General features: G+C 31.5%; 24 protein-coding genes and 1 pseudogene. All 25 read left to right on the top strand.

The window, feature by feature from the left end:
• Positions 1 to 37: 37 nt before the first annotated feature.
• Positions 38 to 2,113, top strand: coding sequence for a type I DNA topoisomerase (topA, locus tag BN2665_RS14575; protein WP_055667830.1), 2,076 nt, complete (start codon positions 38 to 40; stop codon positions 2,111 to 2,113).
• A gap of 239 nt (positions 2,114 to 2,352) precedes the next feature.
• Entirely contained in the window at positions 2,353 to 3,129 is a 777-nt protein-coding gene (gene codY, locus BN2665_RS14570; RefSeq protein ID WP_055667829.1) for a GTP-sensing pleiotropic transcriptional regulator CodY, read from the top strand.
• A 211-nt stretch (positions 3,130 to 3,340) separates the two neighbouring features.
• Positions 3,341 to 4,042, top strand: coding sequence for a 30S ribosomal protein S2 (gene rpsB / locus BN2665_RS14565; RefSeq protein ID WP_055667828.1), 702 nt, complete (start codon positions 3,341 to 3,343; stop codon positions 4,040 to 4,042).
• A gap of 74 nt (positions 4,043 to 4,116) precedes the next feature.
• Positions 4,117 to 5,040: a translation elongation factor Ts gene (tsf, locus tag BN2665_RS14560; protein ID WP_055667827.1), complete on the top strand. Its 924-nt coding sequence runs from the start codon at positions 4,117 to 4,119 to the stop codon at positions 5,038 to 5,040.
• A gap of 73 nt (positions 5,041 to 5,113) precedes the next feature.
• Entirely contained in the window at positions 5,114 to 5,824 is a 711-nt protein-coding gene (gene pyrH / locus BN2665_RS14555; RefSeq protein ID WP_055667826.1) for a UMP kinase, read from the top strand.
• A gap of 19 nt (positions 5,825 to 5,843) precedes the next feature.
• Complete coding sequence (gene frr, locus BN2665_RS14550; protein ID WP_055667825.1) at positions 5,844 to 6,401, top strand: ribosome recycling factor; 558 nt, start codon at positions 5,844 to 5,846, stop codon at positions 6,399 to 6,401.
• Positions 6,402 to 6,472: 71 nt separating this feature from the next.
• On the top strand, positions 6,473 to 7,234 hold the full coding sequence (locus tag BN2665_RS14545) for an isoprenyl transferase (RefSeq protein WP_423229858.1): 762 nt from the start codon (positions 6,473 to 6,475) through the stop codon (positions 7,232 to 7,234).
• Positions 7,235 to 7,248: 14 nt separating this feature from the next.
• The gene (locus tag BN2665_RS14540) at positions 7,249 to 8,043 is read left to right on the top strand and encodes a phosphatidate cytidylyltransferase (protein WP_055667823.1); all 795 of its coding nucleotides are present in this window, start codon (positions 7,249 to 7,251) and stop codon (positions 8,041 to 8,043) included.
• Between the two features lie 325 nt (positions 8,044 to 8,368).
• Positions 8,369 to 9,523, top strand: coding sequence for a 1-deoxy-D-xylulose-5-phosphate reductoisomerase (gene dxr / locus BN2665_RS14535; RefSeq protein ID WP_055667822.1), 1,155 nt, complete (start codon positions 8,369 to 8,371; stop codon positions 9,521 to 9,523).
• A 16-nt stretch (positions 9,524 to 9,539) separates the two neighbouring features.
• Entirely contained in the window at positions 9,540 to 10,550 is a 1,011-nt protein-coding gene (rseP, locus tag BN2665_RS14530; RefSeq protein ID WP_055667821.1) for an RIP metalloprotease RseP, read from the top strand.
• 11 nt (positions 10,551 to 10,561) lie between these two features.
• Positions 10,562 to 11,611 (top strand): flavodoxin-dependent (E)-4-hydroxy-3-methylbut-2-enyl-diphosphate synthase, encoded by a 1,050-nt coding sequence (ispG, locus tag BN2665_RS14525; RefSeq protein ID WP_055667820.1) that lies wholly within the window; start codon positions 10,562 to 10,564, stop codon positions 11,609 to 11,611.
• A gap of 22 nt (positions 11,612 to 11,633) precedes the next feature.
• A pseudogene (locus tag BN2665_RS14520) lies at positions 11,634 to 11,852 on the top strand (helix-hairpin-helix domain-containing protein); the annotation flags it as partial.
• Between the two features lie 215 nt (positions 11,853 to 12,067).
• Entirely contained in the window at positions 12,068 to 12,526 is a 459-nt protein-coding gene (gene rimP, locus BN2665_RS14515; RefSeq protein WP_055667818.1) for a ribosome maturation factor RimP, read from the top strand.
• Between the two features lie 26 nt (positions 12,527 to 12,552).
• Positions 12,553 to 13,599, top strand: coding sequence for a transcription termination factor NusA (gene nusA / locus BN2665_RS14510; RefSeq protein ID WP_055667817.1), 1,047 nt, complete (start codon positions 12,553 to 12,555; stop codon positions 13,597 to 13,599).
• A gap of 24 nt (positions 13,600 to 13,623) precedes the next feature.
• Positions 13,624 to 13,890 (top strand): RNase P modulator RnpM, encoded by a 267-nt coding sequence (gene rnpM, locus BN2665_RS14505; RefSeq protein ID WP_055667816.1) that lies wholly within the window; start codon positions 13,624 to 13,626, stop codon positions 13,888 to 13,890.
• Positions 13,883 to 14,203 (top strand): ribosomal L7Ae/L30e/S12e/Gadd45 family protein, encoded by a 321-nt coding sequence (locus BN2665_RS14500; RefSeq protein ID WP_055667815.1) that lies wholly within the window; start codon positions 13,883 to 13,885, stop codon positions 14,201 to 14,203. The genes rnpM and BN2665_RS14500 overlap by 8 nt, the downstream gene beginning before the upstream one ends.
• A gap of 15 nt (positions 14,204 to 14,218) precedes the next feature.
• A complete protein-coding gene (infB, locus tag BN2665_RS14495) occupies positions 14,219 to 16,300 on the top strand; it encodes a translation initiation factor IF-2 (RefSeq protein WP_055667814.1) in 2,082 nt (693 codons plus the stop codon).
• Positions 16,301 to 16,314: 14 nt separating this feature from the next.
• Positions 16,315 to 16,677, top strand: coding sequence for a 30S ribosome-binding factor RbfA (gene rbfA, locus BN2665_RS14490; protein ID WP_055667813.1), 363 nt, complete (start codon positions 16,315 to 16,317; stop codon positions 16,675 to 16,677).
• Entirely contained in the window at positions 16,670 to 17,629 is a 960-nt protein-coding gene (locus BN2665_RS14485) for a DHH family phosphoesterase (protein WP_055667812.1), read from the top strand. Before rbfA ends, BN2665_RS14485 begins: the two co-directional genes overlap by 8 nt.
• Positions 17,629 to 18,501 (top strand): tRNA pseudouridine(55) synthase TruB, encoded by an 873-nt coding sequence (truB, locus tag BN2665_RS14480; protein WP_055667811.1) that lies wholly within the window; start codon positions 17,629 to 17,631, stop codon positions 18,499 to 18,501. The genes BN2665_RS14485 and truB overlap by 1 nt, the downstream gene beginning before the upstream one ends.
• Before the next feature lie 15 nt (positions 18,502 to 18,516).
• Entirely contained in the window at positions 18,517 to 19,446 is a 930-nt protein-coding gene (locus BN2665_RS14475; protein WP_055667810.1) for a bifunctional riboflavin kinase/FAD synthetase, read from the top strand.
• 121 nt (positions 19,447 to 19,567) lie between these two features.
• Positions 19,568 to 19,831 (top strand): 30S ribosomal protein S15, encoded by a 264-nt coding sequence (gene rpsO / locus BN2665_RS14470; RefSeq protein WP_055667809.1) that lies wholly within the window; start codon positions 19,568 to 19,570, stop codon positions 19,829 to 19,831.
• 96 nt (positions 19,832 to 19,927) lie between these two features.
• Positions 19,928 to 22,036, top strand: coding sequence for a polyribonucleotide nucleotidyltransferase (locus BN2665_RS14465; protein ID WP_055667808.1), 2,109 nt, complete (start codon positions 19,928 to 19,930; stop codon positions 22,034 to 22,036).
• Positions 22,037 to 22,090: 54 nt separating this feature from the next.
• Entirely contained in the window at positions 22,091 to 23,389 is a 1,299-nt protein-coding gene (locus BN2665_RS14460; protein WP_055667807.1) for a M16 family metallopeptidase, read from the top strand.
• Between the two features lie 90 nt (positions 23,390 to 23,479).
• A complete protein-coding gene (locus tag BN2665_RS14455; protein WP_055667806.1) occupies positions 23,480 to 23,755 on the top strand; it encodes a YlmC/YmxH family sporulation protein in 276 nt (91 codons plus the stop codon).
• Positions 23,756 to 23,793 lie beyond the last annotated feature (38 nt).

Here is a 23,793-nt window from a genome sequence, read left to right as displayed (position 1 = left end):
GGTGAATTCTCCGGTATATTTTTATTCGGAGTAATATATGGGTCAAAACTTAGTAATTGTTGAGTCACCAGCCAAAGCTAAAACCATAGGAAAGTATCTAGGCAAAAATTATGTAGTAGAAGCATCTATGGGACATGTAAGAGATCTACCTAAAAGCCAACTAGGAGTAAATATAGAAGATGATTATAAACCTAAATATATAACTATAAGGGGAAAAGGAGATCTTCTTGATAAATTAAAAAAGCTAGCTAAAAAGAGCGATAAAGTATTTTTAGCAACAGACCCTGATAGAGAGGGCGAAGCTATATCTTGGCATTTGGCAAATGTATTGAATATAGGTGAAGATGAAAATTGTAGAATTGAATTTAATGAAATTACAAAAAATGCAGTTAAAAATTCTATAAAGAATGCAAGGAAGATAAATAATTGTTTAGTAGATGCCCAACAAGCTAGAAGAATCCTCGATAGACTGGTAGGTTATGAAATAAGTCCTATATTATGGAAGAATGTAAAGTGGGGCTTAAGTGCTGGAAGGGTTCAATCTGCGGCCTTAAAAATAATCTGTGATAGGGAGCAAGAGATTGAAACCTTTAAACCAAAGGAATATTGGACTATTGAATGTATATTAGAAAAAAATAAGTCTAAATTTCTTGTTAAATTGTACAGCGTGGATGGTAAGAAGATAGAAGTTAGTACTGAGGAGCAAAGCAATGAAATAGTTGAGGAATTAAAGAATGGAGATTTTATAGTAAACAATATTAAAAAGTCTACAAAGAATAAAAATCCTCTTCCACCTTTTACAACAAGTACTCTTCAACAGGATGCTTACAAAAAATTAAATTTTCAAACTAAAAGGACTATGTCAATAGCACAACAGCTCTATGAAGGAGTAGATATTAAAGGACATGGTACAGTGGGTTTAATTACCTATATGAGAACGGATTCAGTTAGAATATCTGATGAGGCTCAAAATGCTGCAAAAGAGTTTTTGATCTCCTCCATGGGGAAGGAATATGTGCCTGAAAGCCCTAGAGTGTATAAAAGTAAAAAAAATATACAAGATGCTCATGAAGCTATAAGGCCTACCTATGTAGAATTAACGCCTGAAATAGTGAAAGCAAGTTTGAAAGATGAACAATATAAGTTGTATGAATTGATATGGAACAGATTTATTGCCAGTCAAATGACTTCTTGTGTGTTAAATACAAACACTATTGAAATAAAAAATGGTAAATATATGTTAAGAGCTAGCGGCTCAAGTATAAAGTTTGATGGGTTCATGAAAGTATATGATTATACCACAGAGGAAGAAGAAGATTCTATTAAAATACCAGAGCTTAGCAAAGAAGAAACACTTAAAGCTTCTAAAGTTGATGGAAAGCAGCATTTTACACAACCACCTGCAAGATTTTCAGAAGCTAGTTTTGTTAAAATTATGGAGGAAAATGGTATAGGAAGACCAAGTACTTATGTTCCTACCATAAGCACTTTACTAGATAGAAAATATATAGAACGTGAAAAAAAGACTTTAATACCTACGGAGCTAGGTAAAATTGTTAATGACATCATGGAAAAGTACTTTAATCAAATTGTGGATGTAGATTTCACCGCAGATATGGAATTAAAGCTAGACAATATAGAAGGTGGAGAGGAAAACTGGAGCAAAGTTGTGGATGAGTTTTTTAAACCTCTTAAAAGTGCTCTAGAAATTGCAGAAAAAGAAATTTCTAAAATAACTATAGAGGACAAAGTTAGTGATGTTCCTTGTGACAAGTGTGGAAGACTTATGGTGATTAAACACGGAAGGTTCGGAGATTTTCTAGCTTGCCCTGGATATCCAGATTGTAAAAATACAAAGCCTTTGGTAGAACAGATAGATGTACCTTGCCCAAACTGTGGTGGGAATGTGGTTGTTAAAAGAAGTAAAAAAGGAAGAAAATTCTACGGATGCTCTAACTATCCTCAGTGCAACTTTGTTAGCTGGTTTGAGCCTTCTAAAGAAAAATGTGATAAGTGTGGAGCTTTTATGGTAAAAAAATACAGTAAATCTAAAGGCGAATACTTACAATGTTCTAACAATGAATGTAAGAATATAGTGTCTTCCCAAAAATAAGACAAAGCAAATATTTGAAAATATAGACAATTGTTAATTTTATTTAAATAATAGAACAATATGTCGAAATTGATGAAAATATAGTTGAAATAACCAGTATGTTATGTTATTATAGTAAAGTGAGAAGAAACAATTCTAAATATTTATATTGTTTAAAAAATTTTGAATTATTTAATTAAATGACTATGCTAAAGCTGAGTTTATAATTTAAAAGTACAATTATTTAAGGAGGAAATTAAATGTCCACGTTATTAAACAAAACAAGAATGCTTAATAAAATATTACAAAAATCTGGTGCGGAGCCAGTAGTATTTGATGATATATGTAAATTGTTAAGCGATGTTCTTATGTGTAATGTATATATTGTAAGCAGAAAAGGTAAGATACTAGGTTTTAACTTTTCTAGCGGCTTTGAATGTGATACTGTAAAAAATAAAATATTAACCGATAAGAGATTCCCAGATGACTATAATACTAGATTATTAAATATCCATGATACATTAGCTAATATGCCTAATAAAGGACTATGTGTCTTTGAAGAAGAGTGTAGTTGTGACATGCCTGGAAAATTATCAACTATTGTGCCTATAGTTGGAAATAGGGAAAGGTTAGGAACCTTGCTATTAGCTAGATTTGGAGAACCTTTTGAAGATGAGGATTTAGTACTAGTGGAATATAGTGCTACTATAGTAGGAATGGAAATGCTAAGAGCTAAGCAAGATGAAATAGAAGAAGAAGCTAGAAAGAAAGCAGTGGTACAATTAGCTATAGGTACCCTATCTTATTCAGAACTAGAGGCTGTTGAACATATATTTAATGAACTAGATGGTAATGAAGGATTATTAGTTGCTTCTAAGATTGCTGATAAAGTCGGCATAACAAGATCAGTTATTGTTAATGCTTTAAGAAAATTCGAAAGTGCTGGTGTTATTGAATCCAGATCTTTAGGAATGAAAGGAACTCATATTAGAATTCTGAATGAGAAATTATTGGATGAACTTAAGAAGATAAAGTAAAAAGGATGGTTTCATCCTTTTTACTTTTTATGTAGAAAAATATGTATAAAAAATATGATAAAATATGAAAATAAATATTGATACATATTTCTCCTTGTGTTATACTACATAAGGAGAAAATACGCACACAATCTAATTTATAGAAAGGTGCCCAAATTGGGAGTTTTATAAATATGAAGATTGTGGAGGAAAAACCAAGGAGGTATATTAAATGTCAGTTATATCAATGAAACAATTATTAGAAGCAGGTGTTCACTTTGGACATCAAACAAGAAGATGGAATCCTAAAATGGCTCCATACATATTCACAGAAAGAAACGGGATCTATATAATAGATCTTCAAAAGACCGTTAAAAAAGTTGAGGAAGCTTATGACTTTGTAAAGAGTGTTGCAGCTGAAGGAAAAGATATATTATTCGTAGGAACTAAAAAGCAAGCTCAAGAAGCTATTGAAGAAGAATCAGTAAGAGCAGGAATGCATTTTGTAAACAATAGATGGTTAGGTGGAATGCTAACTAACTTCAAAACAATAAAAGCAAGAATCAGAAGATTAGAAGAGCTAGATCAAATGGAGCAAGACGGAACTTTTGATGTTTTACCTAAGAAAGAAGTAATTAAGTTAAGAAATGAAAGAGAAAAACTTCATAACAACCTAGGTGGAATTAGAGAGATGGATGCTACAAACATAGGAGCTTTATTTGTAGTAGACCCAAGAAAAGAAAAGAATGCAGTGTCAGAAGCTAAAATATTGGGTATTCCAGTAGTAGCTATAGTTGATACAAATTGCGACCCAGATGAAGTAGACTATGTAATCCCAGGAAACGATGATGCAATCAGAGCAGTAAAATTAATAACTGCTAAAATTTCTGATGCTATTATCGAAGCAAGACAAGGCGAACAATTAGCTGAATAAGTTTGCTATAAAAGGGTAGGTGAAGAACTTCTTCATTTACCTTTTAAATTAACTATCTTAAGGAGGAATAATCGATGATAACTGCACAATCAGTTAAAGAGCTAAGAGAAAGAACTGGAGCAGGCATGATGGACTGCAAAAAAGCTTTAAATGAAACTAATGGCGATATGGAAAAAGCTATTGAATTATTAAGAGAAAAAGGATTAGCAGCAGCAGCTAAGAAAGCTGGAAGAGTAGCAGCAGAAGGAATAATTGAAACTTATGTTTCTGAAGACAAGAAATCAGCAGGTATAATCGAGTTAAACTGTGAAACAGATTTCGTTGCCGCTAATGAAGATTTCGTAGCGTTAGCTAAAAACCTAGCAAAAATGGCTTCAACTACAACTGTTGATAGTGTTGAAGCTTTCTTAGAAGAAAAATACATAGATGATGAAGCATTAACAGTTAAAGAAGCTGTAACTGCTTTAATTGCTAAACTAGGCGAGAACATGAACTTTAGAAGATTTGAAAAATTTGCAGTTGAAAATGGTGTAATTGCAAGTTATATTCATGGAGGCGGAAGAATCGGTGTTCTTGCACAATTAGAATGTAGTACTGAGAATTCTGTAGTAGCAGAAGTAGCTAAAGATGTAGCTATGCACGTAGCAGCTGCAAATCCACTATTCTTAAACAAAGAAAGTGTTGATAATGAAGCTGTTGAAAAAGAAAAAGAAATATACAGAGTTCAAGCTTTAAATGAAGGCAAACCAGAAAAAATAGTTGATAAAATGGTAGAGGGTAGAGTTCAAAAGTACTATAAAGAAGTATGCTTAGTTGAACAAGTATGGGTTAGAAATCCAGACTATACTATTACTAAATATCTACAAGAAAAATCAAAAGAAGTTGGAGCTCCAATAACTATAACTAAGTTTGCTAGATTTGAAAGAGGAGAAGGAATAGAAAAGAAAGAAGAGAACTTTGCTGAAGAAGTACAAAAACAAATGCAGCAGGGAAAATAGAAAAAGAGAACACTGCGTGTTCTCTTTTTTTAAAGGAATAATTTAAATAAAATTAAATTTTGGAGGTTTTTATATGGAAGTTTGCAAATATAAGAGAATTATCCTTAAACTATCAGGTGAGGCTCTATGCGGAGAAAATGGATTTGGTATAGACTTTAATGTTGCTAAGAGAATTGCAATAGAGATAAAAGAATTGGTAGATATGGGCATTGAAATAGGAGCAGTAGTTGGTGGAGGCAATATTTGGAGAGGCAGAAGTGGTGAAGGCATGGATAGGACCACTGCTGATTACATGGGCATGTTAGCTACATGTATTAATGCTTTAGCTCTTCAAGATTCACTTGAGAGTGTTGGGGTAAATACTAGAGTGCAAACAGCTATAGAAATGAGAGAAATCGCAGAACCTTTCATAAGAAGAAGGGCTATGAGACATTTAGAAAAAGGTCGTGTTGTAATTTTTGCAGCAGGTACAGGTAATCCATACTTCTCTACAGATACAACAGCAGCTCTAAGAGCAGCGGAAATCGAAGCAGATGTCATATTATTAGCTAAAAAAGTTGATGGAGTTTATGATAAAGATCCTCATAAATTTACGGATGCTAAAAAGTATGATAAACTATCATACATAGAGGTGTTAGAGCAAGGATTACAAGTTATGGATTCTACTGCCACTTCTTTATGCATGGATAATAATATTCCTATATTAGTTTTTGGACTTGATGAACCAGGAAATATAAGAAAAGCTATTATGGGAAGCGAAATAGGAACTTTGGTATCAAAATAATTTTTAAGGAGGTTTTTTTATGATTAAGGACATAATTTTAAAAGCAGAGGAAAAAATGAAGAAGACTATAGCAGTATTAAAGAGTGATTTAGCTACCATGAAAGCAGGAAGAGCCAATCCTACTATGTTAGATAGGATAGAGGTTGAATATTATGGAAGCATGGTTCCAATTAGTCAAGTAGCTAATGTATCCGCTCCTGAACCTAGAATTTTATTAATACAACCTTGGGAGAAAAGTTCACTAAAGACTATAGAAAAAGCTATATTAAAATCAGATTTAGGAATAAATCCTTCTAATGATGGCTCTGTTATCAGACTAGTAGTTCCGGAATTGACGGAGGAAACAAGAAAAAATTTAGTTAAAAACATTAAGAAGACTGGTGAGGACGCAAAAGTAGCTATAAGATCCATTAGAAGAGAAGCCAATGATAAAATAAAAACCTTAAAAAAAGAAAATGAAGTTTCTGAAGATCAAATTAAAAAAGGCGAAGAGGATATTCAAAAGAAAACAGACAACTTTATAAAAGAAGTTGATGCTATGGTTGAAGCAAAAGAAAAAGAAATAATGTCAATTTAATTCCTTAGATTATTATAAAACCTGCATTAGCAGGTTTTATTTAATAAAATAAAATGGAGGTTAGATTACAATTGATATTTTTTAATAAGAAGAAAAAGATTGAAAAAGAACAGAAAATTAATATAGATAGAAGTAGAGTGCCTCAACATGTAGCTATTATTATGGACGGTAATGGTAGATGGGCCAAGGAAAGAAATCTGCCTAGAGCAATGGGACATAAAGCTGGTGTAGAGACTATAAGAGAAGTAGTTAAGGAATGTAATAGATTGGGGATTAAATACTTGACCTTATATGCTTTTTCTACAGAAAATTGGAAACGACCATCAGAAGAGGTTAATTCTCTTATGCGTCTATTGGTAGAATATTTACGCAACGAATTTGAAGAACTAAACTCTAATAATGTAGTTATAAATCATATAGGGGATATAAGTAAGCTTCCTAAAACGTGTGAAGATGAATTAATAAGTGCCTATGAACGAACTAAAAATAATACAGGTGTTGTCATGAATTTGGCATTAAATTATGGAGGTAGAGCAGAAATAATAACTGCTATAAAAAATATTGTTGATGATTCAAAAAATGGTAAGATAACCTCAAAGGACATCGATGAACAAATAATTAGCAAGTATTTATTTACAGCCAATATGCCTGATCCAGATTTAATTATAAGACCAAGTGGGGAGCAAAGAATAAGTAACTTTTTATTATGGCAATGCGCTTATTCAGAGTTTTGGTATTCAAATATAAATTGGCCTGACTTCAAGCCAGAGCATTTACATAGGGCAATTTATGACTATCAAAATAGAGATAGAAGATTTGGCGGCATTAAATAAGAGGGGGGATAATTATGAAACAAAATAGTAGATACTTAGGAGCCATTATAATTTCTCCTCTAATAATATTTTTATTTTTAGGTGGAGTCTATTTAAAGGCTTTAGTATTAATCATGTCCTTAATTGGTATGAATGAATTCTTTAATATAATGAAAAATAAAAACATAAATCCATTAAAATATTTTGCTTTTGCCACCTGTATTATTTATTATGTTTTTAATTTATCTTTGGGCAACCTGTTCTATATACTCATGTTACTCTTGTTTATTTTGCTATGTATACCTGTAATTGATACTAAATATAACTTTATTGATATTGCTGTTACTTTTTTAGGATTATTATATGTAGGTGTATTATTTAGTTTTATTCCTCAATTATATACAAAGGACTACGGAAGTTTATTAATTTGGATAATATTTATATCTTCTTGGCTCTGTGATACCACTGCATATTATACTGGAAGATTCTTTGGAAAAAGAAAATTATGTCCTAAAGTTAGTCCTAAAAAAACTATTGAAGGCTCTATAGGTGGATTACTAGGCAGTGCTATTGCCTGTGGGTTATATGGAATTTTTCTAACAAGATATATTCCTAATATAGCAATCTATCATTATTTTATTATAGGTGCAATCTGTGGAGTGTTTTGTCAATTTGGTGATTTATTTGCATCTTCTGTAAAAAGATTTGTAGGGGTAAAGGATTATAGTAATTTAATACCTGGTCATGGAGGTATATTGGATAGATTTGACAGTATTTTATTTGCTTCTATGGTGACTTACTATTATGTAACTTTTATATTAGGCATTTAAAAATATTAGGTAGCTTTTAATCATAACAATAAATGTAAAGATAGAGTAAAACTCTTTATATTTATTGTTATGATTTTTTTATGCAGAAATAACCTAGGATAAATAGTATATAAGGCTTCATTGGTGAGTAAGCTAAAGATATTTCTTTAGCATTAACAAATGTTGGTTAATCATTACTTTATATTAAGTAGTAAATATGATATATTAAATTTATAAATTTTTTTGCTTATGGTAAAAGTTTTGGTATAATATAAACCTGGTTATAAATATTTATATATAGGCATAAATTTTTTACTAATCTACATAATACTTAGGAGGATTTATAATGAAAAACATTTCAATAATAGGAGCCACTGGCTCTATTGGAACGCAAGCTCTAGATATAATAAGACAGGAAAAGGATAGCTTTATATTGATGGCTTTTTCAGTACATTCTAATTATAAAAAGGCCATAGAGATTATTAATGAATTTAGTCCTAAATACGTTACAGTAACTGATATTAATGCCTATGAACCATTAAAGGAATATTGCAATAAAAACAATATAAAAACCGAATTGCTGTATGGAATGGATGGATTAAACACCATAGCTTCTTTAAATGAAGTAGATATGGTTTTAACCTCTGTAGTAGGAATGATTGGATTAGAACCAACATTAAAGGCTATTAAGGCAAAAAAAGATATAGCCTTGGCTAATAAGGAAACCTTGGTTGTTGCAGGAGAATTGGTGATGAAAGAGGCACAGAAAAATGGTGTGCATATTTTGCCCGTAGATTCAGAGCATAATGCAATTTTTCAGTGCTTGCAAGGAAATAAAAGAGAGGATTTGGATAAAATAATATTGACAGCTTCAGGGGGACCCTTTAGAGGGAGGAAGTTATTAGAGCTTCAAGATGTAAAAGTAGAGGAGGCTTTAAAGCATCCTAATTGGAGTATGGGCAAAAAGATAACTATAGATTCAGCAACTCTAATGAACAAAGGATTAGAAGTTATAGAAGCTAAGTGGCTTTTTGATACAGATTATGAAAATATTGAAGTAGTAGTTCATCCACAAAGTGTAATACATTCTATGGTTCAATATAAGGATGGAAGTATAATAGCCGAATTAGGTTCTGCGGATATGAGATTGCCTATTCAATATGCATTGAACTATCCTTTTAGAAAAAAAGCCATAGTGGAAAAATTAGATTTTTCAAAAATCAGCAGCTTAACTTTTGAAAAGCCTGATTTGGAAACCTTCAAATGCTTAAAGTTAGCTTATGAAGCTGGTAAGGCTGGCGGATTAATGCCAACAATAATGAATGCAGCTAATGAAGTTTGTGTAGATTTATTTTTAAGAGGTAGAATAAAATTTCTAGATATATCCAATATTATTGAAGAATCCATGGATGAATTAAGCTATAATGAAGAAATAACCTTAGAGAATATTTTTATAAAGGATAAGGAAACTAGGCAATTTATAATAAATAAGTGCTTATAAATAAGGAGGAAATAAAGTGTATATTATTTTAGCGATACTAGCATTTAGTATTTTGATTGTTGGTCATGAATTAGGGCATTTTACCTTAGCAAAAATAAATGGAGTTAAGGTTGAAGAGTTTTCACTAGGTATGGGACCTAAAATAATAGGTATTAAGGGTAAAGAAACAGAATATCTAATTAAAGCCTTGCCTATAGGTGGGTATGTTAAGATGTTAGGAGAAGAAGAATCTACTTCTGATCATAGAGCCTTCTCTAATAAATCCCCTTTAAGAAGGATTAGTGTTATAGCTGCTGGCCCAATTATGAATTTTATATTAGCAATTATTTTATTTGCTATTATTTCATTTAATAATGGTTTTGTAGTAAATAAAATATCCGAAATAATAGATAATTCTCCTGCTCAAAAAGTTGGATTAAAAGCTGGGGATGAAATAACCAAGGTTAATAATAAAAAGATAACCACTTGGGAGGATTTCACAACTGAGATTTACACTGCTAATGGTAATAGTTTATCTTTAGAAATAAACAGAGAAGGAAAAAAACAAACCATATCTATAACTCCAGAAAAGAGTGCTGAGGATAATCGATATATTATAGGTATAAGACCTTCTAAGGTTGAAAGTCCAAGCATAGGTGAAAGTATAAAATATGGATTTAATGAGTCTATATCCTTAATTAAACAAACCTTTGTAGCTTTAAAAACGTTATTTTCAGGAAAGGCTTCCATAAATGATGTAGGAGGTCCAGTAACTATTATTAAGGCTACAGGAACAGCTGCAAAGGCTGGAATCGACAGTTTGATGTGGTTCTCTGCTTATTTAAGTGTACAATTAGCTGTGTTTAATCTACTGCCTTTCCCTGCTTTAGATGGAGGATGGATATTACTACTTTTCATAGAGTTTATATCAAGAAGAAAGATTAGTGACAAAGTGGTATCTACTTTAAATTATATAGGCTTTTCATTGCTTATTGGATTAATGGTCATTGTTACTATAAAAGATATTTTATTTCCCATTAAATTTTAGGAGTGAAACTAATGAATAGAGTAAATACCAGAAAAATAAAAGTTGGAGATATTTTTGTTGGTGGAGATTCTAGGATAACTGTTCAATCCATGACCAATACAGACACTAGAAATATTGAAGCAACAGTGAATCAAATATTAGCCTTAGAAAAAGAAGGTTGTGATATAGTAAGGTGTGCTGTATTAGATATGGAAGCTGCAGAAGCTTTAGGTTCCATAATAAAACGAATAAATATTCCTCTAGTAGCGGATATACATTTTGATTATAGGTTAGCTCTTGCATCTATAAAAAACGGAGTTTCTGCCCTAAGAATAAATCCTGGAAATATTGGAGATTCAGAAAGAGTAAGATTAGTAGCAGAGAGTGCTGAAGAAAAAAATATTCCTATCAGAATAGGTGTAAATGGAGGCTCTTTAGAAAAGGACTTGCTTGAAAAGTACAAGAAAGTAACAGCAGAGGCTTTGGTAGAAAGTGCCTTAAGGCATGTAGACATATTAAATAAATTTAATTTTGAAGATATTGTAATTTCTATAAAATCCTCTGAAGTGATAACTATGATAGAAAGCTATAGAAAGATTTCAAAAATAGTAGACTATCCATTGCACTTAGGGGTAACAGAAGCGGGAACCTTATGGAGCGGTACTATAAAGTCTAGTATAGGCGTTGGTACCTTATTATGTGAAGGTATAGGAGATACTATAAGAGTATCCTTAACCGGTGATCCTATAGAAGAAGTAAGAGTAGGGAAAGAAATTTTGAAATCCATTGGATATATAGAGGAAGGGATAAAATTTATCTCTTGCCCTACCTGTGGCAGAACCCAAATTAATTTGATAAAAATTGCAAATGAAGTTGAAGAAAAATTAAAAAACTGCCATAAAAAGATTAAGGTTGCAGTTATGGGCTGTGTAGTTAATGGCCCTGGTGAAGCTCGTGAAGCTGATATAGGAATAGCTGGTGGCAAAAATGAAGGCTTAATTTTTAAAAAGGGTCAAATAATAAAAAAAGTTAGTGAAGATAAATTAGTGGAAGAATTATTAAAGGAAATTGAAAATATGTAGGTCGAGCCTACATATTTTTATTATTATAGAAGAAGAGGGAATCAGGCCTCCAATTAAGGCGCTTCAAGGTGCAGGAGAGAATGCTGCAAAAAGTATTGCTGAAAGCAGAAAAGATGGAGAGTTCATTTCCAAAGAGGATTTAAGACTTAGAACTAAGGTAAGTAAAACTGTTATAGAGACTTTAGATAAGCATGGATGGTTAAGAGATTTACCAGAAACAAATCAGTTAAGCTTATTTTAAATAATAAATACTAATTTTAATATATACTTGTAATTAATTACTTAATATGCTAAGATGTTTATAAGGATAATTTTCAAAATTTCTAGCTTATATGAGAGTGGGCTTATAACCCGCTCTTTCTCTTTGTAAACGCAACATAAATGTTGCGTTTTTAATTAAATCTGTAATATATTAAGCTAAAATACAAAATATAATACTAAGAAGGAGGCGATTAAATGAATAATAATGTTTTAATTGATAAATTATCAAGGATCATATCTCCCGTTGTTGAGTCTCTGAATTATGAGTTCTATCATTTAGAATATGTAAAAGAAAATGGAGAAAACTACTTAAGAATATATATAGATAACGAAAATGGGATATCCCTTGAAGATTGTGAAAAGGTAAGTAGAAGAATCAGTGATCTTTTAGACGAAGAAGATCCCATTACAGACCCTTATTATTTAGAAGTTTCTTCTCCTGGCATTAATAGATTTTTATATACAGATAAGCATTTTCAAAGGAGTATAGGACAATTAGTTCTTTTAAAATTAGTTAAAGCTGTAAACGGTAAAAAAGCTATTAAAGGACAATTAATAGATTTTAATGAAAGTGAAGTAGTAATAAAAGAGGGAAATGAAAATATTACTATTGATAGGGAAAAAATAAAGTCTATTAATTTAGAAGTAATTTAGAAGGGGAGATATAAGGAGGTTATGACATGAATGAAGAATTTATAATAGCTTTGAAAGAAATAGTAAAGGAAAAAGGTATAAGTGAAGATTTACTCTTTACCACTATAGAAGATGCATTAGTTGCTGCTTATAAAAAGAATTATGCTAATGTAGGAAATTCAGCTCAAAACGTTAGGGTCAGCATGAATAGAGAAACAGGAGAAATTCACGTATATGCACAAAAAACTGTGGTAGAAGATGTAGTAGATTCTATTATTCAAATTGACCTAGAAGAAGCTAGAAAGATAAGCCCAAGGTACGCTGTGGATGACATTGCTGAGATAGAAGTAACTCCAAGAACTTTTGGAAGGGTAGCAGCGCAACTAGCTAAACAAGTAGTAGTTCAAAGAATAAAAGAGGCTGAAAGAAACATTATCTATAATGAATTTGTAGAAAAAGAATTTGACATATTAACAGGGACAGTTTTAAGAAAAGATAAAGGAAATGTTTTTGTAAATTTAGGCAGAATTGAAGCTGTGCTTGGACCCAATGAACAAATGCCTGGTGAGGAATATATTTTTAATGAACGATTAAAGCTATACATCGTGGAAGTAAAGAATACCACCAAAGGGGCACAGGTTGTAGTGTCAAGGACTCATCCAGGGTTGGTAAAAAGGCTTTTTGAATTAGAAGTGCCTGAAATATATGATGGCATAGTTGAAATTAAAAGCATTGCTAGAGAAGCTGGTTCGAGAACTAAAATAGCTGTACATTCTAACGATGAAAATGTAGACGCTATGGGTGCCTGTGTAGGTCCCAAAGGAGTAAGAGTTCAAAACATTGTTAATGAATTAAAGAATGAGAAAATTGACATCATAAAATGGAGTAAGCTACCTGAAGAATATATAGCTAATTCATTAAGTCCAGCGAAAGTTTTAGATGTGACTATGGATGAAGAAAATAAATCTGCAAGAGTAGTAGTAGATGATAATCAGTTATCTCTAGCAATAGGTAAAGAAGGTCAAAATGTTAGATTAGCTGCTAAATTAACAGGATGGAAAATCGATATAAAAAGCAAATCTCAAATAGGGTAAGTGCTCTAAAGAGAGGTGATATTTATGAAGGTAAAAAAGATTCCAATGAGAATGTGCAATGGCTGCATGGAGATGAAACCCAAAAAAGAACTTATTAGAATAGTAAAGAGTCCTGAGGGCATAGTATCAGTAGATTTAGTAGGAAAGAAGCCAGGAAGAGGCGCTTATATTTGTAAAAATAAAGAATGCTTAGAAAAGGCTTATAAAAGTAAAAGACTAAATAAGAATTTAGAAACGAACATTAATGAAGAGATTTATATTCAATTGAGAGAAGAGATAATTAATGATTGATAATAAAGTTATCCAATTCATAAGGCTAATTAAAAAGTCTGGTAATCTATTAGAAGGATATAATAGATGCGAAGAGGCATTAAAAAATAATAAAACACAATTGATTATAATTTCTGAGGATGTTTCTGAAAATACTAAAAGAAAATTTATAAACTACTGCAATAGATATGAAGTCCAATATATTAATAGGTTCTCTAAGTACGATTTGGGAGAGATTGTAAGTAAAGATTTTGTAAGTATTATAGGAGTTACCAATAAATCTATGGCTGAAAATCTTTATAAGCTCATAAATGACCAAAATAGTATAAATTAATCGGGGGTGAAGAATTTGTCAAAAATAAGAGTTTATGAATTAGCAAAAGAGTTAGATATTTCAAGCAAAGAGCTAATCAACTTGTTGATGGACGAATTTGGAATAGAAGTAAAAAACCACATGAGTGTTATAGAAAATGAAGATGCAGATTTAATTAAGGAATTAATGTTAGATAAAGCCAAACAACAAGCAGGGGATGCGGAAGAGAAAAAAGGGCTAGTAGAAGAATATGAAGATATGGTTGCGGAAGAAGTAAATCGCAATGGTAAGAAAAACAAGAATAAAAATAAAAGATTCGCTCAAGGTAAAGAGTATACTGGAGATGAAGAACAAGAGGGTGACGATATAGATAGTATAGAAATAGGTAACACTATAACAGTTAAAGAATTATCAGAAAAATTAAAAAAACCAAGCTCAGAAGTAATAAAGGCATTAATATTTAGTGGAGTTATGGCTGCGCTAAATCAAGAGATTGATTTTAAAACTGCTGAAAAGGTAGCAGAAAAATTTGAGGTTATGCTATCACTGAAAGAGGAAAGTGTGGAAGAAGTAGAGGAAATCGAAGAAGGGGAAGAGGATTCTTTTGTAGAAAAGAGACCACCTATAGTTACAGTTATGGGACACGTTGACCATGGTAAAACTTCTTTGCTTGATGCTATTAGGAAATCAAAAGTAACTGAAAAAGAAGCCGGTGGTATTACACAACATATTGGTGCGTATACTGTAAATTTAAACGGAGAAAAGATAACATTTTTAGATACGCCTGGTCATGAAGCCTTTACTTCCATGAGAGCAAGAGGAGCACAAATTACTGATATAGTAATTCTTGTAGTTGCTGCAGACGATGGAATTATGCCTCAAACAGAGGAAGCTATAAATCACTGTAAAGCAGCGGATGTTCCGATGATAGTGGCCATAAACAAAATAGATAGGCCAGCAGCTAATATCGATAAGGTTAAGCAAGAATTAACTGAGTTTGGTTTGTTAGCTGAAGATTGGGGCGGAGATACTATTTGTGTTCCAGTTTCAGCAAAATCAAAAGAAGGTTTAGACAGCTTACTAGAGATGGTACTTTTAACTGCGGAAATGCAAGAGTTAAAAGCAAATTCTTCTAGAAAAGCTAAAGGTACCGTAGTAGAGGCTAAATTAGATAAAGGAAGAGGTCCTGTAGCTACTTTATTAGTGCAAAATGGTACTTTGCATGTAGGAGATTCTATATTAGTTGGTACTACTTATGGAAGAATAAGAGCTATGTTTGATGATAAAGGTAAAAATATTAAAGCAGCAGGCCCTTCTATTCCAGTTGAAATATTAGGATTATCTGAAGTGCCTTCCGCGGGAGATAAGTTTAATGTAGTAAAAGATGAAAAAACTGCAAGAGAAATGGCTAATTCAAGAAAAGATAAATTTAAGGATCAATATTTACAATCTAATAGAGTTTCCTTAGAAGATTTGTATAATCAAATTCAAGAAGGAAAGGTAAAAGAATTAGCATTAATAGTTAAAGCTGACGTGCAAGGATCTGTTGAAGCTTTAAAACAATCTTTAGAGAAACTATCTACAGATTTGGTTAAAGTTCGTGTTATACATGATGGCGTAGGTGCTATTACTGAAACTGATGTAACCTTGGCCACAGCGTCAAACGCTATAATTATAGGATTTAATGTTAGACCTGATAATAATGCTATAACCTTAAGCGAAAAAGAGAAAGTAGATATAAAAACATATAGAATCATATATGATGCTATAGAAGATATAAAATCAGCCATGATAGGTATGCTTGAGCCCGATTTCAAGGAAGTAGTGCTTGGAAGAGCAGAAGCAAGACAAATATATAAAATATCTAGCATAGGTACTATAGCTGGTTGTTATGTTTTAGATGGTAAAATAGTACGTAATAGCGATATTAGACTAATAAGAAACGGAATAGTTATATTAGAATCAAAGCTAGCATCCTTAAAGAGGTTCAAGGATGATGCAAAAGAGGTAAATACTGGCTATGAATGTGGTTTAAGCATTGAGAAATTTAATGATATAAAAGAAGGCGATATTATAGAATCCTATACAATGCAGGAAGTTAAGAGAAAAGAACTATAAAAGGAGAGATTGCATTGGCTAATTACAGAAGTGGCAGAATAAATGAAGAAATTAAGAGAGAAGTTAGCAGCATTATTCGAAATAATTTGAAGGATCCAAGAATAACTGCTATGATAAGCGTTACTGATGTAAATGTAACAAAGGATTTAAAATATGCAAAAGTTTATGTGAGCATTTTCGGTAGTGAAGAGGCTAAAGCCAATACTATGGAAGCTTTAAAAAGCTCTAGTGGGTTTTTAAGAAAAGAGATTGGAAGTAGGGTTAAATTAAGGCATACTCCTGAGATACTTATTGAATTAGATAGTTCTATTGAAAGAGGAATGTATATAGACTCATTAATAGAGAAAATAAAGGAGAATGAATCATCAAATGAATGATTTGAAAGAAATTGTTGAAATTATTAACTCCCATGAAGAGATTGGAATAACCTTTCATCAATCACCAGATGGAGATTCATTAGGGAGTGCTTTAGCTCTAATGCAATGTTTAAAAAGTATAGGTAAAAAATGCTATATACTATCAAAGGATGCTATTCCTTCTACCTATACTTTTCTTCCCTATGCTTCCAAAATAGAGGATGAAGCTAGAGAAAAACATCAAGGGATAACTTGTATAATAGCTTTAGATTGTGGTAATTACGAAAGGATATCTGGAGATGTAAGCAATAAAGAAATCACTCTAATTAACATAGACCATCATTTAAGCAATGATAAGTATGGCCATTATAATTTTATTGACACAAAAGCAGCAGCAACAGCAGAAATAGTTTTTAATATAATTAATTTATTAAATGTATCTATAGATAAGGATATTGCTATATGCCTATATACTTCTTTATTAACTGATACAGGTGGCTTCAAACATTCAAATACCACAGAAAGAACTCATGAAATAGCAGGTGCTTTAACAAAGACTGGCTTTAATTTTTCTGAGGTACATAGAGTTATATTTGAGGAAACGAGTTTAGAGCGTCTAAGGCTATATTCTAGAGTATTTGATAGTATTGATTTAAGACATGGCTCCAAGGTATGTTTTATGTATTTAACTAAGGATATGTTAGCAAAGTGTAATATAGAGCCAGGAGATACCTCTGACATAATTTCTTATGGCGTTAACATTAAAGAAGTAGAGGTAGCAGTTTTAATTAAAGAAACGGACTCTGGATATAAAATTAGTTTAAGAGGTAAAAACTATTTTGATGTTAGAAAAATAGCAGAATTCTATGGAGGCGGAGGACATACTAAAGCCGCAGGTTTTACAGTTCAGGGCAAGAGTTTAGAGGAGATTAAGCAGGATTTGCTAATTCAGATTGAAAAAGAGTTGATATGATGGATGGAGTAATAAATATATGTAAACCTAAAGGAATTACTTCCTTTGATGTAGTATATAAGATTAAAAAGTTGCTTAATACAGGAAAGGTAGGTCATGCTGGAACTTTAGATCCTATGGCCACAGGAGTACTGCCAGTTTGTGTTGGAAAAGCTACAAAGATTATTGATTATATTATGCATAATGAAAAAACTTATGGAGTATCTTTAAAGTTAGGCATGGTCACTGATACCTACGATCTTGAAGGTAAAATAATAGAGGAAAAAGAATGCTTAAGCATAAGCGATAACCTAATACTAGATACTATCAATAGCTTTGTAGGAATACAAAAACAGATTCCTCCAATGTATTCTGCTATAAAAGTGAATGGTAAAAAACTATATGAGCTGGCTAGAAAGGGAATAACTATAGAAAGAGAAGCAAGAGAAATAACAATATATTCTATAGACAATATTTTAATAAATAAGCCTAGCATAAGTTTTGATGTTAAGTGCTCTAAGGGAACCTATATAAGAAGTCTTTGTTATGACATTGGAAATAGGCTTAATTGTGGAGCAACTATGACTGAACTAACTAGAAAAAATAATGGAAGCTTTTCTATAGAAGATTCTATTAATATTGATGAATTAAACAATGATAATATTTCAAACTTTATTATTCCTATGGAGCGGGCATTAGGTTCATATAAAAAATTCATTATTGAAGATAAGTTTTGCAATCTTTTAATAAACGGAGTATGCATTGCAGATCCACAATTATTAAACAAGGTTATAGATGATAATATTTATAGGGTATTTTCTAAGGAAGATGAGTTAATTGGATTGGGTCAAAAAAATATAAAGGGCTTTAAATTATTAAAGCTGCTAATATAGAGGTAGATTATTGATATGATTATGTTAGATTCTAAGTTTGAAAAAGCCTTTGATTTTAATACTTATGTTGCCCTTGGAAGCTTTGATGGATTACATATAGGTCATATGAGCTTAATTAATAAAGCTATAGAAAAAGCAAAACTAAATAATGCCAAAAGTATGGTTTATACTTTTAAAAATCACCCTTTAACAGTGGTTAATAAAGCTTTAGCTCCTAAATTATTATTAGACAATAATGCTAAAATAAAACTGCTAGAAAAAAGCCATGTTGATGTTACTTGTATGGTAGAATTCAATGAAGACTTTATGAAAATATTGCCTGAGGATTTTATAATGAAACTATGTACCACATATAATGTTAAAGGTATAGTAGTAGGATTTAATTATAGATTTGGTTATAAGAATTCAGGGGACATAAACTTATTAAAAGAATTAAGTGTTAAATATAATTTTGAGCTTATTATAATGGAGGCTCTTAGTTATGAAAATGAAGTTGTAAGCAGTACTAAGATAAGAAACCTTATAAGTAATGGTGAGGTAAAAGAGGCTAATGAAATGCTTATAGAACCCTATATGTTAAGTGGCAAAGTGATTGTAGGAAAAGGGTTAGGAAAGAAAATAGGATTTCCTACAGCCAATTTGGAAATAAATAAAAACTTCGTTATTCCTGGAATAGGTGTGTATTATACAAATGTATTATACAATTTTAAAACTTATAGGGGTATTACTAGTGTAGGATATAATCCTACAGTTCAAGGAACTGACCTTACTGTAGAAACCTATATTTTAGATTTTAATGAAGATATTTATGGTAAAGAAATTGAGTTGTACTTTATTGAAAAAACTAGGGAGGAAATTAAGTTTTCTTCTTTAGATGCTTTGATAGAGCAGTTAAAAATAGATAAAGAAGAAGCTTTAACCAAAGAAATAAGTATAAATATTTAAAAAAATAATTTACAACAAGGAATAAATTTGCTATAATTACCGTTGAGAACCTGATTCTAAGATAAAAGATTGCCAACTTTTTTCTTGGATTTAGGGGATAATTACATGGAGGTGTTTACTAATGGATAAGGCAAAAAAACAAGAAATAATAGTAAAGCATGCAAGGCATGAAGGTGATACAGGATCACCAGAGGTGCAAATAGCTTTATTAACAGAAAGAATCAATTCATTAACAGATCATTTAAAAGCTCATAAGAAAGATCACCATTCAAGAAGAGGTCTTTTAATGATGGTTGGACAAAGAAGAGGTCTTTTAAATTATCTTATGGCTCAAGATATCACAAGATATCGTTCAATAGTTGAAAAACTAGGATTAAGAAGATAAGTTAGAGCGGGTTTTACCGCTCTATTATTTTAAAAAACTTATAATTTGAAAAATTATGTTAATACTACTAATAGATTTGGAAGGAGGGTATAAATTATGCAACATACTATAGAAACCATTGTAGCAGGAAGAAAACTTAAATTAGAATATGGCAAAATTGGAATGTTATCTAATGCAGCTATATTAATGAGTTATGGTGATACTGTGGTTTTAACTAATGTTAATGCTTCAGCTTCTCCAAGAGAAGGAATAGATTTTTTTCCACTAAGTGTTGAATATGAGGAAAGATTATATGCAGTAGGAAAAATTCCAGGAGGTTTTATTAAAAGAGAAGGTAAACCTTCTGAAAAAGCTATATTGAGCGGAAGAGCTATAGACAGACCTTTAAGGCCTTTATTTCCTAAGGGCTATAGAAATGACGTTCAAGTAGTTTGTACAGTTGTATCTGTAGAAAATGATAATTTGCCAGAGATATTAGCAATTAATGCTGCTTCCGCTGCACTATGTATTTCAAGTATTCCATTTGCAGCCCCAGTGGCAGCAGTTTCCGTGGGTATAATTGATGGAAATTTTGTATTAAATCCAACTTCAAAGGAAAGAGAACAAAGCTCTATGGCACTTACGGTTTGTGCTACAAAGGAAAGAGTAACCATGATTGAGGCTGGTGGTCAAGAGATACCAGAAGAGGTTATGTATGATGCTATTATGTTTGGATTTGACGCATGTAAGCAAATTGTTGCATTCCAAGAGGATGCTATGAAGCAATTTGGTAAAGAGAAAGCCATACCAGTATTATATAAGGTAGAGGAAGCCTTAGAAAATGAAGTAAGAGAATTCTGCTTTGATATAATAAAGGAAGCCATGTATATAACAGATAAAGATTTAAGAAATGAAGCTATGGACAAAGCAAAAGAAAAAATATCTGAGGAATTTGGCGAAAAGTATCCAGATAACAAAGCAGATATATCCGATATAGTTTATAGAGTACAAAAAGATATCGTAAGAAATATGATACTTAATGAAAAGAGAAGACCTGATGGAAGAGGTTTTAATGACATAAGACCTATTAACTGTGAGGTATCTTTACTGCCAAGAACACATGGTACAGGTTTATTTACAAGGGGACTAACTCAAGTTTTAACTGTAGCAACTCTTGGAGCTTTAGGAGATGTTCAGATTTTAGATGGTATAGGGGAAGAAGAGTTTAAAAGATATATGCATCACTACAATTTCCCTTCTTACAGTGTAGGTGAAGTTAAACCTTTAAGAGGTCCTGGAAGAAGAGAAATAGGGCATGGTGCTCTTGCTGAAAAAGCTCTTGAGCCATTAATTCCATCAGAGGAAGAATTCCCATATACCATAAGATTAGTATCAGAAGTGTTGAGCTCCAATGGATCTACTTCTCAGGCTAGTGTATGTGGAAGTACTTTAGCATTACTTGACGCAGGGGTTCCAATTAAGAGACCAGCAGCAGGTATAGCTATGGGATTAGTGACCAGTGAAGATTTAACAGAAGAAGAAATATTAACAGATATTCAAGGTATCGAAGATTTCTTTGGAGATATGGACTTTAAAGTAGCTGGAACTGAAAAAGGAATTACGGCTATTCAAGTAGATACCAAAATAAAAGGTCTTTCTAATGAATGTATAAAAAAGAGTATGGAAGAGGCTAGAAAAGCAAGACTACATATTCTTGAAAAAATAAATGGATGTATACCAACTCATAGATCTGATGTTTCTGTATATGCACCTAAAACTTATACCACAACTATTGATACTGAAAAGATTAGAGATGTAATAGGACCAGGTGGAAAAGTAATAAATAATATAATTGCTGAAACCGGTGCTAAAATAGATATTAAAGAAGATGGAAAGATATTTGTATCCTGCAGTGATCCAGTTGGTGGTAAACTTGCTATAAAGATGATAGAAGATTTAACAAGAGAAGTAAAAGCAGGGGAAATATATCTTGGTAAAGTTACAAAGATTGCTGCTTTCGGAGCCTTTGTTGAAATTCTGCCTAAAAAAGAAGGATTAGTCCATATTTCAAAGCTTGATGTGAATAGAGTTAATAAGGTAGAAGATGTAGTATCTGTAGGAGATGAAATTTTAGTTAAGGTAACTGAGATAGATAATCAGGGAAGGATTAATCTTTCAAGAAAAGATGCTATAAAGGAAAATGAGCAGGAAGAAGAAGAAAAATAGTATTTAAAAATAGAAGGGCATCAATGCCTTTTTATTTTTTACTGGAGGTTACTTATGTATAAGGTATATAGACTAAATAACGGCTTAAGAGTGATAACAGAGTATATAGATTATGTAAATTCTGTTAGTGTTGGACTATGGGTAGAAAACGGATCAAGAAATGAAGCTCCATTAAATAATGGTATTTCACACTTTATAGAACATATGTTTTTTAAAGGTACTCGTAAAAGATCTGCCAAGGATATAGCTGAAAGTATTGAGAATGTTGGTGGGCAAATAAATGCCTTCACTGGGAAAGAAGCTACTTGTTTCTATATAAAAACCTTGAGCAGCCACTTAGATTTAAGTCTTGATATACTTTCTGATATGTTGTTTAATAGTAAGTTTGAGAGCGAAGACATTGATAAGGAAAAGGGAGTAGTAATTGAAGAAATTAGTATGAATGAAGACTCTCCTGAAGATGTTTTAGCTGATTTACACTGTAAGTCTGTTTGGGGAGAAGATCCTATCTCATTGCCCATATTAGGTACTGCTAAAAATGTTAAAAGCTTTTCCAGAAATGATCTATTAGAATATATAGAAGAGTATTATATTCCTGAGAATTCAGTGATTTCTATTTGTGGAAAATTTGATGTTAATAATATAAATAAAATAGTAGAAGAGTATTTTGGACAATGGAGCAGTAATAAGAAAAGAATTACTAATTATTCTACCCCTGCAATTCTTACTAATCATCTATATAAACAGAAAGCCATAGAGCAGCTTCACATTTGCTTAGGACTTCAAGGAATACCTTTAGGAAATGATGATGTATATACTTTATTGTTATTAAATAACATTTTTGGCGGCGGTGTGTCTTCAATTTTATTTCAAAATATAAGAGAAGAAAGGGGATTGTGTTATACAATTTACTCCTATGCATCCTCTTATAATAATACAGGAAGCTTAAACATATATACTAGCCTTAACCCAAGTTGCGCCTATGATGCTGTAAATTATATAAATGAAGAAATTTATAATTATTATAAGCAGGGAATATCACGAGAGAAGTTAAAGATTGCAAAAGAACAAATAAAAGGTAGTTATATTTTAGGTCTAGAGAGCACAAGCAGCAGAATGTTTAGCAATGGAAAAGCAATGCTATTTTTAAATAAGATCAACACTCCAGAAGAAGTAATGAAGAAAATTGATAATATAGATAGTGATTCAGTAAATAAAATCCTCGAAAAATGTTTTAAGCCTGGAATATTAAACTCAGCTTTTGTAGGAAGTAATGTAGATTTTCTTAAATTTGAGAATTATTTAAGTAAAAATACTTTTGCCAATAGAGAAATAGCTCCTAAATTGCTTTAACAAAAATTTCATTTAAGCATAATTATGTAATATGCCCTCTACTAAGTACATAGAATTATAAAAGGATATTATTAAGGAGGGAAATTTGTGATGAATGAAAGCGTAAAGCTATATAGCGAAATGGAAAGATATGAAATCATCAACGTTAATGATGGAGAGAAGTATAATTTTTTAGGTAATAATGATATAGTTATAGATAATGAAGGAAATTTTAAATTACTAATAGTGAATAATAATCAAAGTAAATTCAATTTTTTTAGTAATAATGAATTCTTAGAGATACCTTGGGAATATGTAAAAAAAATTGGTGCTAAAACCATAATTGTAGACATAGAGGATAGCTTAATCAAAAGGAGCAAGCTTTAATAAACATAATTAAAAAATCTCCATAAGAGGGGGACGGT

Origin of the sequence: Desnuesiella massiliensis (genome assembly GCF_001403615.1) — a bacterium.
GTDB lineage: Bacteria > Bacillota > Clostridia > Clostridiales > Clostridiaceae > Desnuesiella > Desnuesiella massiliensis.
This window is presented reverse-complemented; position numbering and strand designations above follow the sequence as displayed.

Bases quoted from the DNA above. Each gene is read 5' to 3' on its own strand.
- topA (WP_055667830.1), top strand. From the start codon at position 38: ATGGGTCAAAACTTAGTAATTGTTGAGTCACCAGCCAAAGCTAAAACC.
- codY (WP_055667829.1), top strand. From the start codon at position 2,353: ATGTCCACGTTATTAAACAAAACAAGAATGCTTAATAAAATATTACAA.
- rpsB (WP_055667828.1), top strand. From the start codon at position 3,341: ATGTCAGTTATATCAATGAAACAATTATTAGAAGCAGGTGTTCACTTT.
- tsf (WP_055667827.1), top strand. From the start codon at position 4,117: ATGATAACTGCACAATCAGTTAAAGAGCTAAGAGAAAGAACTGGAGCA.
- pyrH (WP_055667826.1), top strand. From the start codon at position 5,114: ATGGAAGTTTGCAAATATAAGAGAATTATCCTTAAACTATCAGGTGAG.
- frr (WP_055667825.1), top strand. From the start codon at position 5,844: ATGATTAAGGACATAATTTTAAAAGCAGAGGAAAAAATGAAGAAGACT.
- BN2665_RS14540 (WP_055667823.1), top strand. From the start codon at position 7,249: ATGAAACAAAATAGTAGATACTTAGGAGCCATTATAATTTCTCCTCTA.
- dxr (WP_055667822.1), top strand. From the start codon at position 8,369: ATGAAAAACATTTCAATAATAGGAGCCACTGGCTCTATTGGAACGCAA.
- ispG (WP_055667820.1), top strand. From the start codon at position 10,562: ATGAATAGAGTAAATACCAGAAAAATAAAAGTTGGAGATATTTTTGTT.
- rimP (WP_055667818.1), top strand. From the start codon at position 12,068: ATGAATAATAATGTTTTAATTGATAAATTATCAAGGATCATATCTCCC.
- nusA (WP_055667817.1), top strand. From the start codon at position 12,553: ATGAATGAAGAATTTATAATAGCTTTGAAAGAAATAGTAAAGGAAAAA.
- rnpM (WP_055667816.1), top strand. From the start codon at position 13,624: ATGAAGGTAAAAAAGATTCCAATGAGAATGTGCAATGGCTGCATGGAG.
- BN2665_RS14500 (WP_055667815.1), top strand. From the start codon at position 13,883: ATGATTGATAATAAAGTTATCCAATTCATAAGGCTAATTAAAAAGTCT.
- BN2665_RS14485 (WP_055667812.1), top strand. From the start codon at position 16,670: ATGAATGATTTGAAAGAAATTGTTGAAATTATTAACTCCCATGAAGAG.
- truB (WP_055667811.1), top strand. From the start codon at position 17,629: ATGGATGGAGTAATAAATATATGTAAACCTAAAGGAATTACTTCCTTT.
- BN2665_RS14475 (WP_055667810.1), top strand. From the start codon at position 18,517: ATGATTATGTTAGATTCTAAGTTTGAAAAAGCCTTTGATTTTAATACT.
- rpsO (WP_055667809.1), top strand. From the start codon at position 19,568: ATGGATAAGGCAAAAAAACAAGAAATAATAGTAAAGCATGCAAGGCAT.
- BN2665_RS14465 (WP_055667808.1), top strand. From the start codon at position 19,928: ATGCAACATACTATAGAAACCATTGTAGCAGGAAGAAAACTTAAATTA.
- BN2665_RS14460 (WP_055667807.1), top strand. From the start codon at position 22,091: ATGTATAAGGTATATAGACTAAATAACGGCTTAAGAGTGATAACAGAG.
- BN2665_RS14455 (WP_055667806.1), top strand. From the start codon at position 23,480: ATGAATGAAAGCGTAAAGCTATATAGCGAAATGGAAAGATATGAAATC.